Raw genomic sequence first — 16,064 nt, 5'->3', positions numbered from 1 at the left:
GACTGCGCTCGGACGCGCGCAGAATCGACAAATTTACTTCCTATATTGGGAAAATATCCGATTGCCAGCACGATCGAAGTTGCGATCGCTCCTAAACCCAGCAGCCACAATCGATTTCGCTTCATCAGTTTTTTTCCTCGTTAACGTACTTTTCGAGCGGATATTCTACTTGCCCAACACCATGCTGCTATCACCAAAATAAAATAATCCCGCAACGCATCCGGTCATGAGAGTCGCCAAGGTCGCTGCCCACAGAGATTTCCAGGCAATACTACTAATTTCGTGTCGGCGTTCGGGAACCAAACCGGCCAGCCCCCCAACGAAGATTCCCATCGAGGGAATATGGGCAAATCCGCATAGAACGTAGCTAACAACGAGCATGGCGCGATCGCTAATCCCACCGGTGGCATTGAGGTTGGCAAGAGCCAGATAGGGGGGAATGGAGGTTTGTAGCACTCGCTGACCGATGAGAACGGAGGCTTGCCAGAGTTCTTGAGGATCGAGGGAAACCCCCGTGAGAAAGGTCAGGGGTAGGAAGAGAACGCCGAAGATATTATTTAAAGTAACCACCGAAAAGAGTTTCCCGATCGGTTGCAACAAGGCGATCGAACTATTTTCTAGACCTGCCAAACCTGCAAAAAGGGAATCGAGCAATGCCACTAAGCCGATAATGGCGATAATCACCGCCGCAATGCCGACAGCCATCTTCACCCCGTCCATGGCTCCAATAATCAAGCTGTCCATGGGACTGGGTTTGGAGGCTTCTTCATCCTCGGGGTCTTCGGGAACTATCCCGAGGGTTTTGGGCACTTCTTTCTCGGGGACGATAATTTTGGCGATGACGAAACAGGCGGGAATGGTGAGAATTGAAGCCGACATCAAATGTCCGGTAATGGTGGGAAACGTCCCTCGCAAAAAGCCAGCGTACAGACCTAAAACCGTCGAAGCAATTGAACCGAAGCAACTTGCGAGGATCGCGCACAGTTCGCTGCGGGTCATATCGAGGAGAAAGGGTTTGACGGCGATCGCAGATTCGATCCCCACAAAAATATTGGCCGCGCCGGATAGAGATTCTGCCCCACTAATTCCGAGGGTGGCGCGGAAGATTTTGGCAAAGAGTTTAACAACCGGCTGAATAATTCCCAGGCGATAGAGTAGAGCCACAATGGCGCTAAAGAAAATGACCTGGGGTAAGGCGCGAAATGCGAAAAGATATCCGAGGTTGAGGGCACTGTCGCCGAGGCGATCGCCGGGAACGGCAACGTAGGGACTGCCGATGGCTCGAGCGATCCAGCGTCCCGCCTCTCCCGGTCCTGGGACAACGCCTAGCTTGGGAACGACGATCGAACCGAAGAGAAACCGCGCTCCAGTTTCGCTCGCGTCGATCAGTACGTTCAGGAGATTGCCCAAGTCAGCAATTCGATCGCGAGTGAAGGAAACCTGAAAAACCAGTATTCCGGTCAGGAGTTGCAAGCTGATTCCCCAAAGGATGGTTTTCCACGGAATCACTCGGCGATCCTCCGACCCCAGCCAAGCGATCGCACATAAACCGCCGATTCCCATCAAGGAAATCAAATTCAAGACGCTCATAAGCCTTTCTCACATCCTCAAGGGAAAGCAGCTTCCCCCATCACTTCATCACGACATTACCGCAAAAGTGAGTCGGTGAGTTGTTTGGGCTTACGTATCGATACATTTGAACAGAGCGACAATAATCCCAATTCGATCGGGAGTTCCATCAAGTTAGTGAAGCGAATGCTCGAAGGTCGCGAAGATCGATTGGCGATCGAGATCGGGCTGATGCCCAATCGAATCGAATGAAACTACAATGTATTAGACCGATTTTTATGCCATCATCAGCTTTTTGGCTTTGTGGACGGGACGGCGTACCAGCCGGATCGTGCTCGGAAGAACCCCAACAAGCAGCGACAACGCCTCATCTGGAATTTTACTCACGGTTTTGGAGTCAAAATAATGCTCGAACTGAGTCACCAGGGTTTGTGCTCGTTGAATGGGCACTGGATTTTCTGTCAGCTGCTCTGTTAAACGAATCCAATGCCTGCGGATCAAGTACGCTTTTTGTCTTTGGTCGTATTTCTCTGGGGCGATCAGCCGCAAATCTCCAACGGGCAGAATGCGACGAGCACCGACATCAAAAAAACCACCAACTGCTGCACCGGGTCCGGCAAACTCTGCATAGTATCGCTTATAGATAATTATGCCATTACGGCGGCTGCCATCAATGATTAAAAGCTGACCGCTGTTTAGTTGAGTTAGAAGTTGAGATGGTCCGGCGGACTTGACAAGACTTAAAGACGACATGCCTCTACTTTCCTTGCGATCGCATCGATTAAAAGTAGCATTTCACCACTTTTCGCTACATTAACCTCGAAAAATACCCTGAAACGACAGAGAAATTTGGCTTTTTTCGAGCCACACCTCTATGGCTTAATTTTTCCTAAACAATAGGTACTTCGGACTAGGATTTTGTTTTCCCAGGTAGATGACTTTCCCTAAAAGAGGGAGATATAACCCCTGCTTGAAGGGGATTGTAGAAGCCCTTTAGGATTTTGCCCCCGATCGCAAAAACTCTTCGGCTGTTTGGATTTTGCCTCTTCCCCACGATGCTTGCAAAAAGCAAACTATCCTATATTATATTCACGCTGACCGAGATGCGGCAAGGTGCTTGCGTAAAAATAGTCGGCGCGACCTTCCCATCAGCCAAGATTCCCAAGTTTCTTCCACTTGCAGTGATGTATACCCCAACTTCCCGTATAGTTGTCGCGCTTGGTGATTATTTTCGAGAACGTGTAGGTAAAGGTTGGAAAATCCCCACTCACCAGCAATTTCTTCACAGGTCGCTAAGAGTTGCCGTGCTACACCCTGTCGCCGAAATTCCGACCGCACAGCCAGATTCGATATATAAGGATATTGATGGGTGGGAACGCACCAAATGGGGGAAGCCCGTAAGGTCATCTCGACAATCCCCACCAAACGATCTCGCTCTTGCCAACCCTGACCGGCTACCAAGCAGACATAATGAGGAGATGGAGTCCGAAGTCGATGGCGCATATCTTCATAGATTCCCAGGCGCCAGAAAGGTCGCATCCAGCGTGCGATGCCATCGCCCGGATGAAAACTCTCCGTCAGAATATCGGCTAACTCACTTAAATCTTGCGCTCGGAGCGTGCGAATTGAAACGGGAGTCCAGCCGACGCCCGACTTTGGCGGTACGGGGGGTTCGGGCACTGAGTCGAAGAAGCAGGGATTCACGATTTTCCAGGTTTCGACCGAGGTCGCTTGACATTCTAATGATAATTTAAGATTTTGGCTGGGTTTGGGTTCCCAAATTTTCGTGCCTTGTACGGATCGAAGGAAAACACAAAGCCATAACGGAGGCTCATGCAGTCCTCGATTTTCGATCGAAGACTCTACTGCCTTATATCTTACTAAAGCTTTGACCTTTCCACTTTTGGCGGTTCCCCCTAAATACTTGAGTTTTCGTTTTTCTAGTTCTCATAAAAATGATGTGTTGTTTCGAGCTAACGTTTTGTGCCACTTGTTCCGAGATTTTGCATTTCTGACGTTTGAGCGACTCAAACTGTGGGCTATCTTATCGATCGGTACAGAAAATCAGGTGTCTTAGGCTTTAATTTATTTGCACATCGCGTACATCGCGTAACTAGAGCAACGCACCTCGCTCGATCCAGGGCGGAATTTATGTGCTCGGTGGGGTTGAAAGACTCGATTTCGGATGAGGGTGTTAGAGTAGCGATGGCAAACCCGCTAGATCGGGAACAACCGATACTCAAGTGGTGAAAGTCATAAGATTTTTTGGGTCGGAATCCCAATAGCGATAATATGCAAGGTCTTTTACTCGATGACTGGCTATCGATCGACAAACCGAAACAAAAACTGTTCGAGCGATTGCTCCCGGAGATCCGACGCGGGACGTGGGATGTGGTAGCGGGGAGATAGGAAAAAGAACGAATCAATTGCCCTTGTGCCTCTCCTAACTCCTCAGCTCCCGAAACCCTTCCGAAGTAAGATGAAATTCGATCGTCTCAAGCAAATATGTCTAGCGACCGCATTACTCCCATCTCCGAGGACGAAATCCAGCACAGACGCCGAAATTTACGACGCCAAAGAGGATTCAAATCCCTCCGCCTCGGTTGGCAAGTCTTCAGTGCCGTCGGTGCGATCGGGTTTGCCATCGCCATCGCCAGACAGCCGGATTGGGTAATTCGCCAACCCGAACAGGTGCAAATCGACGGGAACCAATTTCTCCGCGCAGACACGGTGCGCGATTTTCTGCCGCTGTCGTATCCACAATCTCTGCTGCATCTGAGTCCTAAGGAGATCGCCGAATCCCTGGAGTCTCAACCCCCCATTGCCAAAGCCACCGTGCGTCGCCAATTGTTTCCACCCAGTCTCCAGATCGAGGTGTTAGAGCGCTATCCCGTGGCTCTTGCCTATCCATCGAATGCGGGGAACTCGGGCTTGCCAATCTCTACTCCCAGTGGGGCGATCGACGATCGGGGGGTTTGGATTCCTTGGGATACGTATCGCGCTGTGACCCCCAATTTGATACTACCTGCCTTAAAAGTTCGGGGTGACTTCGAGGAGTACCGCGAGGTCTGGAGCGAAGTTTATCAGGCCATCGAGCGCAGTCCGGCAACCATATCGGAAGTCGATTGGCAAAATCGGACGAACCTAATTTTAAAAACGGAGTTGGGAGATGTCCATATCGGCCCGTATAGCGATCGATTTGTCGAACAACTTCAGATTCTCGATCGAATGCGAACATTGCCCGAGCAGCTCGATTTTAGCCAAGTTCTCTATATTAATCTGAGCGATCCCGATGCACCTTCAGTACAAATGCAGCCGGAACATCCACCCTCTACAGACCCCCAGAACGATCCAGAATCGTCTGGGAAAGAGACAACATCGTAGAGAGATGTCTAATGAGACAATTTCAAGTTTAGTTATAGCTCAACGCGACCGTAGATTTACCGATACTAGAAATATGCATTCCTCGTTCCCCAAAACTTTTTATCGATGGAAGAGCGCGAACTGCGATCGATACTCATCATTCAAAGTGAGTTGAGTTCTACGAAGATAGAGACTGCGGCGACCCGTAAAGAGTTCTTCACCAGTTACTGTCCCTACACCCCTTACCCCTTCACCAATGCGTGATAAGATATGCGAACCGATCGAGTTCCAAGCTGCGTACGCAGACTGGATGCTCTGCTAAGCTAGAGCCAACGTTTGTCAATGTGCGCGGTGTAGTTTCTAATATACAATTGGCAAGTCGGCTGGGGTCTAGTTCCAGTGCGAATGTGGCGATTAGTTGCTGGTGCCAAATTGAGGACTTAGGGAGAACGAAGAGCGGACGGACTTCTATAAATAAACTCTGTAGGAAAACCCAACGTTCGAGTTGACTTTTAACAACCGAGCCTTGAAAATCTCCTTATCTACACTGCTCTACTATAATGACACCAAACAGTCAACCGGGGCTAAATCACCAAGGCCCTCCTAGTGAAGATCGAAAGAACTACGCCATGGCAGTAGATAATGCCAGCCCGTTTGCCAATTCGGGGTTTAATACCAATCCTTCTAACGATAGTCGGCTACCGAGTGAAGATATCCAGGGTAGTAATATCGTGCCAAGTAGTGTAGCCAGAATCAAAGTGATTGGGGTTGGTGGAGGCGGGGGAAATGCCGTCAACCGAATGATTGCAGCGCAAGTCTCTGGAATTGAGTTTTGGTCGATCAACACAGATGCTCAAGTTTTGACTCACACTTCCGCGCCAAAATGCCTGCAAATCGGTCAGAAACTCACGCGAGGTTTGGGCGCGGGGGGCAATCCGGCCATCGGGCAAAAAGCAGCTGAAGAATGTCGGGACGAACTCGCCGCAGCCCTTGAAGGAGCCGATTTGGTGTTTATCACGGCTGGCATGGGAGGCGGTACGGGAACTGGAGCCGCACCCATTGTGGCCGAGCTGGCGAAGGAGGCGGGAGCGCTAACGGTGGGAATCGTCACTCGTCCGTTCATGTTTGAAGGGCGGCGGCGCGCCAGTCAAGCCAAGCAAGGCCTCGAAGCTCTCAAAAGTCGAGTGGATACCCTAATTACGATTCCCAACGATCGCCTGCTTTCGGTCATTCCAGAGCATACTCCCGTACAAGAAGCCTTTGTGTACGCCGATGAAATCCTGCGTCAGGGGGTACAGGGAATTTCCGATATTATTACGATTCCGGGTCTAGTGAATGTGGATTTTGCGGATATTCGCGCGGTGATGGCCGATGCGGGATCGGCAATGATGGGAATCGGTCACGGTTCTGGGAAATCTAGAGCGAGAGAGGCGGCAACCGCCGCGATTTCTTCGCCACTGCTAGAGTCTTCGATTTCCGGTGCCCAAGGAGTGGTATTCAATATCACCGGTGGCACGGATTTGAGCTTGCACGAAGTAACAGCAGCCGCAGAAACCATCTACGAAGTGGTCGACCCGGAGGCAAATATTATCTTTGGTGCGGTCCTTGACGAACGCCTCCAAGGCGAAGTGACGATCACGGTAATTGCCACGGGATTCGATTTTGAATCAGCTCCCGCACAACCTGACCCTGTTGTTCAGCGACCCCTGAATCCTCCCACACCGTCACCTTCTCCCACTTCACCTCCTCCTGCGAGCAAGCAAAAATTAGGTGGGGCGCTTGACATTCCCGAATTCCTGCAACGGCGGCGATCGCGAGACCGGTAATCGATCTCGACTAAACAGATGATAACCCGATGCATCGTGTATTAGCGATCGTCAATACCCGCTGGGTTGACCGGATTGTAGTCGTCCAGACTCGAGACCGATTTCTCTCCCGTTCGAACTAGACGGATTGCAGGTCTACGATTTCAAATCGGTCTCCAGTGCAGACATGACCGCTTCTATTGAAGTGGAAGAGCGCAAACTTATTCGAGAGCCGGTATCGGGTGTCAGTTACGTATCGAATGATGGGTATAAATCGTGCGCGAACTGGAACGAGGGGCAATCGATCGATGGTAGCCAATTCAAACTCGAATATTCCCATTGCCCTAACAATTGCCGGATCGGATAGTGGGGGTGGGGCTGGTATCCAAGCAGACTTGCGAACCTTTGCTTTCCACTGCGTCCACGGAACGAGTGCTCTAACCTGCGTCACCGCTCAAAATACTCTGGGGGTGAATCGAGTCGATGCTCTAAGTCCGGAGGCTGTAGTCGCGCAAATTGAAGCGGTGGCAACGGATATTGGCATCAGTGCTGTAAAAACGGGAATGTTACTCAACTCCGAAATTATTGCAGCCGTTGCCCAAACCATCGAAAAGCTAGAAAATCTTCAAGTGGTTGTCGATCCGGTGATGGTATCTCGATCGGGGGTGCAATTGATTGATGACGAAGCCGTGGAAACACTGCGAGAGACCTTGATTCCCCAAGCCACCATCGTCACCCCCAATCGCTACGAAGCCCAAATCTTGAGCGGTCTGGAAATTCGAGATCTAGAGGAAATGCGATCGGCCGCACGATGCATTCACCATCTTGGTGCGGGTACCGTACTGGTTAAAGGTGGAGGGATGAGCGGCAATATTCGGGGGGTGGATCTGTGGTACGACGGCCAAAACGACGAAACTCTCAAAACAGAAACGGTAGACACACCCCATACCCACGGGACTGGTTGTACCCTCTCAGCAGCGATCGCGGCGAATTTAGCTCTCGGTTGCGAGCTACGGGAAGCAGTGGGACGGGCGAAACAGTACTTGACACAAGCGCTGAAGCATTCCCTAGCCATCGGGCAAGGACAAGGGCCAGTGGGACATTTCTTTCCCTTGCTCGACGAGTTTCGCCAACCTTGACGAGGACTTACGCAACGACTTCGGGTGTAGGGGCAGTGCCGTAGGAAATCCCCACGAGATCGCCCCGAGCGAACATCATACATGGCAGCTGTGCGTCAGTCCTGTTAACTCTAGCAATATTCTCATTCTCTCTTTAAGATCGGCCTCGATGACTCAGTGAAGAGATGGGGGTCTTATCGGACTGTGATAACCTTGTTTTAGGTAGGCAAATATTTAGTGCTTTCCTTAAATGAGTTATGAGCTAAAAGTTTTTCTAAGGTCATTACCCCTCATCTGAAAATCGACAATTTGAAGGGTAATATAAAACTGAAAAAGCGTAGTTTTAGGGGTTAGCGTCGGTACAGCGATTACATATTTTCCCAAGCGATTTTTGGAGCTTGGGATCTTTTATTTGCCCTAACATTCGGTAGATGGAAATGCAGCTTGTCAAGCAACAGAAATACGATCGCATCCTCAGTTTTATTGAGAGTTTAGCTGGGCTACAACCTCAAAATTATCTTGCGTGGTATGCCCAAGGCGATACCCTCCGAGAACTCGAACGCTACCGAGAAGCCGTTTATTGCTACCAAAAAGCGGTCTCCATCGAACCAGGAACCCAGGGAGGCTGGCCCGGACGCATCAAACGTTTGCAAAAACTCCAGCAGCACCAAGCCGCACTGATCTTCTGTAAAAAAATAGCCCAAACTTTGAGCCGACAGCAAAGCCAGGCAGATCTCGATCGACCCCACATCTGGTATCGATTCCATCGCGGATGGTCTGAGCTGGGTAACTGTTTTGGGATCGTGCGGCATTATCCCGGCGCCATTGCCGCTTATGACGAAGCTCTGAAGCTCGACAATCGCGATCGAGCCATTTGGTTGGCAAGAGCAAAAGCTCTGGAGCTTTGGAAACGCTACGCCGAAGCTGTCAGAGATTACGAACGGGTACTAGATCTGGCTCCAAACGATCGCGAAGCGATTCTCGGTAAAAATCGGGTTCTCCAATATTTGGAAACACAAAAAAAGTAGTGTTATTTTATCCCGACTCCCGTTAGGCTCACGTCGATCGAATCATACCCGAATGCCCCTCAATCTCGTCCATTGGCTGGAACTGTCCATCTAAATACTGCGCCAAAAATTCTTCGGCAATGGCGTAAAAATGCAGTCGATTCGCCGGACGGGCAAATCCATGACCTTCGTCGGTATACAAAACGTACTTCACGGGTTTACCTCCTCGATCCATGGCCTCGACAATTTGTTCGCTTTCGGCTTGTTTGACACGAGGATCGTTCGCCCCCTGACCGATAAGCAAGGGTTTTTCAATTTTGTGGCTCAAAAAGAGAGGCGATCGAGATTTGAGAAACTCGGCTTCCGTCGTTATATCCCCCAGCCGTCGGGCAAACAGGGCCCGCTGCGGTTCCCAATAGGGAGGAATACTCTCCATGAGCGTGACCAAATTACTCGGGCCGACAATATCCACTCCACAGGCAAAAACGTCTGGAGTAAACGTCAGTCCTACCAGCGTTGCGTAACCGCCGTAGGACCCCCCCATAATCGCAATTTTGGTGCGATCGGAAATACCCTTTTCCACCAGCCAATTGACCCCATCGAGCAAATCGTCGTGCATTTTTCGGGCCCACTCCCGGTTCCCTGCATTTAGAAACGCCTTGCCGTATCCCGTCGAACCTCGGAAATTGACTTGCAACACTGCATAACCCCGGTTCGCCAGCCATTGCACCGTCGGGTGGTAGCCCCAGGTGTCCCGCGCCCAAGGACCGCCATGCACCAGTATCACCGAAGCCAGAGGAACTTCGCCCCCCATAGGCAGGGTCAGGTAGCCGTGTAGCGTTAATCCATCGCGGGCCTCATAGGAAATCGGGTGCATGGGAACCAGTGGTAACCCTTCCAACTCAGGGCGATCGCAAAATAAGAAGGTGGCAGTTTGGGATGCTCGATCGTAGGTATAGTAATAAACCGGGCCATCATCGGTGAGGTAAGAGACCAGCCAGGTGTTATCTTCCAAATCGCGGCTAACCACGCGAAATTCTCCCTTGCGAACGTTGGCTAACGTCTGAAAATCCTCCGCGATACTCTTATCTAAAACCTGCCACTCCAGGCGATCTTTATAGAAAGAGACCGCTTGAAGCGATCGCGTATTCGGCTGCACCACGATCTGCGCGACATCGTATTCGGCATCCTCCGCCAAGATGCGATCGTGGCGAGTGGATAAGTCCAGGGCGATTAGACGTTTGGCATTGGCATCGCGATTCCCCACCAGATACAGGGTGTTGCCGTCAGCGGAAAAGCCTACGGCATATCCCTGATCGTCTCCATTCCAGTGGCGTAGGATTTCCCAATCTGTCTCGATCGTTTCTCGAAACAGCAAATCGTACCCGCCATCTGGGGTTGCGGCAAGTGCCGCGCGAATGCGATATCGATCGTCCGGGGTCCAATCAACAATATTACCAGGATTTTTCGTATCGAGTTGGACTTCCCCGCTGGCGAGATCGATCCGATAGACATCAAAGGTTTGAGGATTTTCCAGGTTCAGTCCCACTAAAATTTCATTGGGAAAGTTGGGATCGAGATCGAGAGGTTGGACTTTAACCTCGGGGAATGGAGTCAGATCCCGCACGTCGTTGGTGTGGATATTGACAGCATAGAGATGAAAGTTTTCGTCTCCATCGGTGTCTTGAAGGTAAAGGAGTTTTTGGGGGTCGTAAGTCCAAAGATAAAAGCGAATGCCCCGTTTGGGATCGTGGGTTAATTGACGATCGCCTTTTTGACCGATCTCTTGCAGCCACACTTGGAGTACGTCCTCCTCATCGGGTGCGATGTAAGTCAGATACCTGCCATCGGGAGAAAGTTGAGGACTCGTACGTTTGGGATTGCCAAATAGAATCTGGCGATCGATAATTGGCGGCCGAGGGTGGTCGTGGCGATCGTCATTTTGCATAATGATGAATAGATCGTGTAATCAAATTGGAATTATAAATAGTTTCGATCGAGTAAGATAAAAAAATATCTTCTCGACGATTGAGGTATTCAAAATACTACTATAGTTGTTCTGAATAAAAGTGGTACATTTCCAGAGTTGGAAACACTAAATAATTCGAGATTATTGTAGATTCTACTGTCCCAATCTTATTCAGAATGACTAGATTATTTCGCTCGATCTAAATCGACAATTACCTTTGCTAATCCGGAAACAACTCTTGCCAGTTTCTGGAAATCTACTTTGTCTGGGGTATCTTCGAGGGTATGGTAGTGAATGTATCGGAAGGGGGCGGTGTCTGTCACCATCAGGGCTTTGTAACCTTTTTGCCAAAACGACCAATGATCCGACCAGCCGACACCGGGAAGCTGACTGGGAAATGCACCACCCACTGAAGGAAATTGGGTGTGGCGGCGGAAAGATTCGATCGTCTGTCGCACTAAATCGCCAGAATCGAGATTGCCGACAAATGTAATGAAATTACCTCGATCGGGAAAAAATAGTCCTAGGGGAAATGGATAATTCTGACTCTTTCTTTCATCGGAAAAATATCCCATGGTTTCCATACTCAACATCGCCACGATATTTTCATTTTGCTCGTGCGATCGGGTTGCATAGACCAAACTTCCCATTTCCTTTTCCCAGAAAAATGGCGGTTCTTCGTTAGTAAATGCCACAAATCTTAGCGTGCGATCGGTCAGTTTGGAAGCAAAAATCCTCGCCAATTCCAGGGTTGCCGCTGTTCCTGTGGCATTATCATTTGCCCCCGGACAGTCCATCACCGAATCGTAATGACCGCCGATGACGATGATTTCATCGGGCTTTTGGGTTCCTCGTTTTTCGGCTTCGATGTTGTAATAGGCTTGTCCTTGAACTTCATATTTTTGTCGCTTCACTTCATACCCCATTTGAGTCAGCGATCGCTCTAAAAAATCTGCCGATTCATTGAGGCGATCGTACTCGAGAAAGTTGCGAATGCCAATCGTTTTTGCCAGTTCAATCACCTCTTGTTCGAGAACATTGGCGAGTTCGATTTCTGAGGATTTCAAAGGAGGAAGTTCGCCGCTATAACTGCGTCCGGGCATCCAAAAGATTGAAAACCAACCCCAAATTGAGACGATCGATAGGAGTGCGAGTAGTATACTTAACCGAGCGATCGCACCTCGGCTGGCGAGTTTGACTTTGAAGCGATTGTTTCTGGAACGTTTTCCCATAGTTCTAGATGTAATTCGATCGGGACTGACACATCAATGGCAAATGCGATCGGGCATATGTCATCATATTGCCTTCGATCCATCGCGATAATGGGCGCAGGCGCGATCGTCTGCGATTTATTATTCCCACCTCAATCGGTAAATCGATCGACCTGTAATATAAAACCCGGCAATACCTCCTCTCCCGAAAGTTCCGTCGGCAACTCCCGCACTTCGATCTCTTCTCCGGGACGATAAATCGCCACCTGCTGGTTTTGGGGATCGAACATCCACCCCAGGCGCACCCCACTCTCTATATATTCGAGCATTTTCTCCTGTAAGACTTTAAGGCGATCGGTACGAGAGCGCAATTCGATGACGAAATCTGGCGCGATGGGGGGGAATTTCTGTCGCTGTTCCGGGGTAAGTGCCTGCCAACGGGACAGTTCCACCCAAGCTGCATCGGGAGAACGACTGCCACCGCCAGGTAGCTTGAAAATGGTAGAGGAACTGAATGCTTTCCCCAGCTTCGTTTGCCGATTCCAAACATAGAGTTCACCTCCAAATTCTATTTCGCGGCTGCCGCTTTCTCCTCCGACGGGTGGCATAATCAATAACACTCCTTTAGCGGTACGTTCAAACGGGATATCGGGATTACTGATGCAGAGTTGATAAAACTGCTCGTCTGTCAGGTGTACCCGACTCACATCAAATTCTAGGGGTAAGTCTAGAGGTAATGTTAGTGGAGTCATGGACTTTGTTTAGCTGTGAGACTTTAGCTTTATGATGCCTTAAGACACAGGCGATCGCTTTAACAAGCTAAAACCCTTGGAACTTCCCCCAGTTGGGGGAGACGCGAGTTTATTGCTGTTCGTTCTCCTTTTTGGGTAAGCCACGCATCAGTGCATCGTAGCGATCGCGCGCATCTTTTGCCCGTCGGGTACAAGCCAATGCTGCACCACCAAGAACGCTGCTGGCTGTTTTTACCTGTGCCTCGGTAGCGTTTCCCGACAGTAGCAATCCCGCGCCGACAAACGCGATCGCCAAATGTAATATTGTTGCACCCATTGCTAAGTGGGTGGTTTGTTTGGCATGGCGCTGGCAGTCTCGATCGTAGGCGGTAATGGGATCGGTGGGTTGGCTGGCGAGGAGGGAATGCGCCCGCACCAGCAACTCGAATTTTTCCGGTAGACTGGTCTTTAATGCGAAGAAAAGGGTTAGATGACGATCGGCGAATTTAGGGGTTAGACGAGACATTTCGTTCTCTGTTGTGGGTGATGTGGTGTATGAGTCCCACAGTGCAACGATCGCCTCGGGGTTGCGAGATCCGATCGAAAAACCGATCGAGTCTGATATTGACAAATTTTAAATCTTAAGGTATGTCGCGACGCAGAAATACGCTGAAGGCAACTTCAGAGGAACTCGAACGCATTAAAGCAAGAATCGCAGAACTTCGATGGACTCAAACCGAAGATAGTCAAGCACTGATTGAAGCCAGTCGTATTCGAGTATTTGAGATTATTGAAAAACGCAATATTTTAAAGAACTATCGGGTTTCGATCGAAGATTTTAAATCTTTGAAATACGATAAAGAAATACGAACTGCTGACGAACGAGAATACGATCGAGTTTTGGCAGAAATCGACAATTGTATTTCAAGTTCAAAAATTGACTATTTAATTGAAGAAAGAGTAATTATTGCTAAGGGAATTTCCCTGAGAACCTATCGAAGTTTTTTAAAAACAGAACCAATTGATAAATTCGCATTTATAGCATTTTGGGAAGTGTTGGGATTCGATCGCCAAGATATTTCCGAACTGCAAACAAAAGCTCGATCGCAAGGAAATCAAAAGCCCGATCGACTATACAAAGCCCTCCTCAGTTTTGATTATCGCGAACCTTGCCAGCACGTTCTCAATATTTGCCATCCTTCCCGTCGTTCCGCTGCCTTTTTCATTCCTCATCCTCAAGGTTTGGGTTACCAATTCAGTCAAGTCTGGTTGATGAGACGAATCGAGCAGGAATTAGCCGAATACGTTAATTTAGAAACTCGAAAAGAGAGATTTAATTTAAATTTAGAGTCAGAAGCAGCAACGGTTGAAAATTTATGGCTAAAACTCGGAGGAAAACTACAAATTCGCGATGGTTCGGAAATATCAGAACGCTTAAAGAAGCATAATTTAATTTTAGTATTAGACCGGATTGATACGTTCGATCGAACTCGCCTCAATGAATTAATGAATAAATTTTGGCAACCCTTGATTCAACAAGCATCTTGCAGTGAGGGGCGCTTGATAATGTTTTTAGTTTATGGCGGCTTACCGAATGATTGGCGAGACGATTCTGCATTATACGATGGTGTCATCAAAATTTCTGCGATCCCGTCATTTTCGGTTGAGAGTCTTCAGCAAGATTGTAAAAGACTAGAAGCGAGAGTACAAGAGCCAATCAATGGAAAAATAGAACATTTGGTTCGAGAATTAATTGAATACCAAAATCCAGAAAAATGTAATTTAATTCTCCAAAAAATTTACCAACAGTTTAATTGTAGATTCAGTGCAGAAAACCGATGGCAGCAGTACCCGTAGATAACTCCGTAAATAACCAAAGACTCGAATACCGTGCCGACATCCAACCCCAACCCGGCGATCGCATTCCATCTATTCCGCAACCCATTTATCCCTACTATCCCGATGAAGAACTTAAAGAAATCGTCAACCTCGCCATTCGTCTCCAGCGTCCGTTACTGTTGGAAGGAGAACCGGGATGTGGCAAAAGTCGCTTAGCCCATGCTTTAGTTTACGAATTTAGCCAACGCTACAAAATGAATTGGCCCTATCAATTTTGGGGGATTCAATCCACTCATAAAGCTGAAGATGGGTTTTATACCTACGATTATGTCGGACGATTGCAAGCAGCACAATTAGCGGCAGTGAACCGGCAAGATGAGAATTGCGATCCGGGAAACCGAGAGGCTTTTATCGAACCCGGCCCGTTGTGGAAAGCCTTTGAGGAAACCCAGTATCGAACGGTGGTTGCCATCGATGAAATTGACAAAGCCGAACCCGATTTACTCAACGATTTATTGACAGCCCTGGAAGACTATCGGTTTGAAGTTCGCGATACCAACCCCAGAACTTGGAAACAGGCAAATGAGGAAGCATTGCCCATCGTCTTGATGGCTAGCAACCAAGAACGGGAACTGCCCCCCGCTTTTTTGCGCCGCTGTTTGTATCACTATATCGAGTTTCCCAACCGCGATCGTCTCGTAGAGATTATTAACGCCCGCTTTGGGCAACCCCCAGCCGAGGTAGTGACAGCAGCGATCGATCGCTTTTTGGTGTTGCGAGAGGCGATGGAGGAAGATAAAGGGGAAATGGAGAAAAAAGTCAGTACCAGCGAACTCATTGTGTGGTTCGAGGCTTTGATTCGCTACCCGGCAGAGGAGATTCTCAAGAAGCTGAAGGCGGGATTGCCCCATGCCGGAACTTTGCTCAAAAGTCGGAAAGATTATAATGATTACTCCAAACTGTGGGGGTAAAAGATGAATGGAACGAACCCACCCCTAACCCCTCGGTGAGAGGGGAACTGGAGGCGCATATATGAGAAATGGGAAAATTGAGATAAAGCAGCATCTTACTCCCCTAAGCGCGAGGGGCTGGGGGTGGGTTTGAGGGTTGTGGAGAGTCGAAAGCAGTACGCATCATCAGAGTTCTCAGTATGAGTCAGTATCCGAATTTGATATGAATGCGACGAAACCTCCAAACGACCTGCCCCTCATCGATTTATTTTGGCATCTGCGGGATGCGGGACTCCCCCTCACCATCGCCCAGTACGATCTCGCCGTTCGCGCCTTGCAACAAGCGATCGAGGGCGGGTTAGATATCGGCAATCGGGCGGCAGTGGTGCGGTTATATCGGGCGATTTGGGTCAAATCTCGGCGAGAAAAATACATTTTCGATCGCTGCTTCGATGATTTTGAGGCAAAGCTGAATCGCGCGGCAGTAGAGGTAGAGGTAGAG

16 protein-coding genes are annotated in these 16,064 nt (G+C 49.1%); 9 read left to right on the top strand and 7 right to left on the bottom strand.

Annotated elements, in window-relative coordinates:
* Positions 1–165 precede the first annotated feature (165 nt).
* From IQ235_RS03860 to IQ235_RS03850, 3 genes are all read right to left on the bottom strand, one after another.
* The gene (locus tag IQ235_RS03860; protein ID WP_264320178.1) at positions 166–1,590 is read right to left on the bottom strand and encodes a NupC/NupG family nucleoside CNT transporter; all 1,425 of its coding nucleotides are present in this window, start codon (positions 1,588–1,590) and stop codon (positions 166–168) included.
* A 255-nt stretch (positions 1,591–1,845) separates the two neighbouring features.
* The gene (locus IQ235_RS03855; RefSeq protein WP_264320177.1) at positions 1,846–2,322 is read right to left on the bottom strand and encodes a hypothetical protein; all 477 of its coding nucleotides are present in this window, start codon (positions 2,320–2,322) and stop codon (positions 1,846–1,848) included.
* A 336-nt stretch (positions 2,323–2,658) separates the two neighbouring features.
* Positions 2,659–3,273 carry a GNAT family N-acetyltransferase gene (locus IQ235_RS03850; protein WP_264320176.1) on the bottom strand — a complete coding sequence of 205 codons (615 nt, stop codon included), beginning with the start codon at positions 3,271–3,273 and terminating at the stop codon, positions 2,659–2,661.
* Between the two features lie 561 nt (positions 3,274–3,834).
* Here IQ235_RS03850 and IQ235_RS03845 point away from each other — a divergent pair.
* The 6 genes from IQ235_RS03845 (at position 3,835) to IQ235_RS03820 (ending at position 8,883) form a co-directional block, all read left to right on the top strand.
* Positions 3,835–3,978 carry a hypothetical protein gene (locus tag IQ235_RS03845; RefSeq protein WP_264320175.1) on the top strand — a complete coding sequence of 48 codons (144 nt, stop codon included), beginning with the start codon at positions 3,835–3,837 and terminating at the stop codon, positions 3,976–3,978.
* Between the two features lie 96 nt (positions 3,979–4,074).
* A complete protein-coding gene (locus IQ235_RS03840; RefSeq protein ID WP_264320174.1) occupies positions 4,075–4,953 on the top strand; it encodes a cell division protein FtsQ/DivIB in 879 nt (292 codons plus the stop codon).
* A gap of 105 nt (positions 4,954–5,058) precedes the next feature.
* Positions 5,059–5,196: a hypothetical protein gene (locus IQ235_RS03835; RefSeq protein WP_264320173.1), complete on the top strand. Its 138-nt coding sequence runs from the start codon at positions 5,059–5,061 to the stop codon at positions 5,194–5,196.
* 296 nt (positions 5,197–5,492) lie between these two features.
* A complete protein-coding gene (gene ftsZ, locus IQ235_RS03830) occupies positions 5,493–6,758 on the top strand; it encodes a cell division protein FtsZ (RefSeq protein WP_264320172.1) in 1,266 nt (421 codons plus the stop codon).
* Between the two features lie 287 nt (positions 6,759–7,045).
* Positions 7,046–7,876 (top strand): bifunctional hydroxymethylpyrimidine kinase/phosphomethylpyrimidine kinase, encoded by an 831-nt coding sequence (gene thiD, locus IQ235_RS03825; protein WP_264320171.1) that lies wholly within the window; start codon positions 7,046–7,048, stop codon positions 7,874–7,876.
* 410 nt (positions 7,877–8,286) lie between these two features.
* A complete protein-coding gene (locus IQ235_RS03820) occupies positions 8,287–8,883 on the top strand; it encodes a tetratricopeptide repeat protein (protein WP_264320170.1) in 597 nt (198 codons plus the stop codon).
* A gap of 28 nt (positions 8,884–8,911) precedes the next feature.
* On the opposite strand, the gene IQ235_RS03815 is transcribed toward IQ235_RS03820, so the two are convergent.
* The 4 genes from IQ235_RS03815 to IQ235_RS03800 all read right to left on the bottom strand — a co-directional run bounded on the left by IQ235_RS03815 (position 8,912) and on the right by IQ235_RS03800 (position 13,299).
* On the bottom strand, positions 8,912–10,810 hold the full coding sequence (locus IQ235_RS03815; protein ID WP_264320169.1) for a S9 family peptidase: 1,899 nt from the start codon (positions 10,808–10,810) through the stop codon (positions 8,912–8,914).
* Between the two features lie 206 nt (positions 10,811–11,016).
* Positions 11,017–12,063, bottom strand: coding sequence for a M28 family peptidase (locus IQ235_RS03810; protein ID WP_264320168.1), 1,047 nt, complete (start codon positions 12,061–12,063; stop codon positions 11,017–11,019).
* A gap of 131 nt (positions 12,064–12,194) precedes the next feature.
* Positions 12,195–12,794, bottom strand: a complete 600-nt coding sequence (locus IQ235_RS03805) for a Uma2 family endonuclease (RefSeq protein WP_264320167.1) — start codon at positions 12,792–12,794, stop codon at positions 12,195–12,197.
* Between the two features lie 109 nt (positions 12,795–12,903).
* A complete protein-coding gene (locus IQ235_RS03800; protein ID WP_264320166.1) occupies positions 12,904–13,299 on the bottom strand; it encodes a TRADD-N-associated membrane domain-containing protein in 396 nt (131 codons plus the stop codon).
* A gap of 122 nt (positions 13,300–13,421) precedes the next feature.
* On the opposite strand from IQ235_RS03800, the gene IQ235_RS03795 reads away from it, so the two are divergent.
* From IQ235_RS03795 to IQ235_RS03785, 3 genes are all read left to right on the top strand, one after another.
* Positions 13,422–14,630 (top strand): hypothetical protein, encoded by a 1,209-nt coding sequence (locus tag IQ235_RS03795; protein ID WP_264320165.1) that lies wholly within the window; start codon positions 13,422–13,424, stop codon positions 14,628–14,630.
* The gene (locus tag IQ235_RS03790) at positions 14,612–15,583 is read left to right on the top strand and encodes an AAA family ATPase (protein ID WP_264320164.1); all 972 of its coding nucleotides are present in this window, start codon (positions 14,612–14,614) and stop codon (positions 15,581–15,583) included. Before IQ235_RS03795 ends, IQ235_RS03790 begins: the two co-directional genes overlap by 19 nt.
* Before the next feature lie 202 nt (positions 15,584–15,785).
* On the top strand, positions 15,786–16,064 hold a 279-nt coding region (locus IQ235_RS03785; protein ID WP_405196635.1), incomplete at its 3' end, for a hypothetical protein.

It is taken from the genome of Zarconia navalis LEGE 11467 (assembly GCF_015207075.1).
GTDB classification, from domain to species: Bacteria; Cyanobacteriota; Cyanobacteriia; order Cyanobacteriales; family Geitlerinemataceae; genus Zarconia; species Zarconia navalis.
Note: the sequence above shows the minus strand (reverse complement) of the source record. Positions and strands in the feature narration are given on the sequence as shown.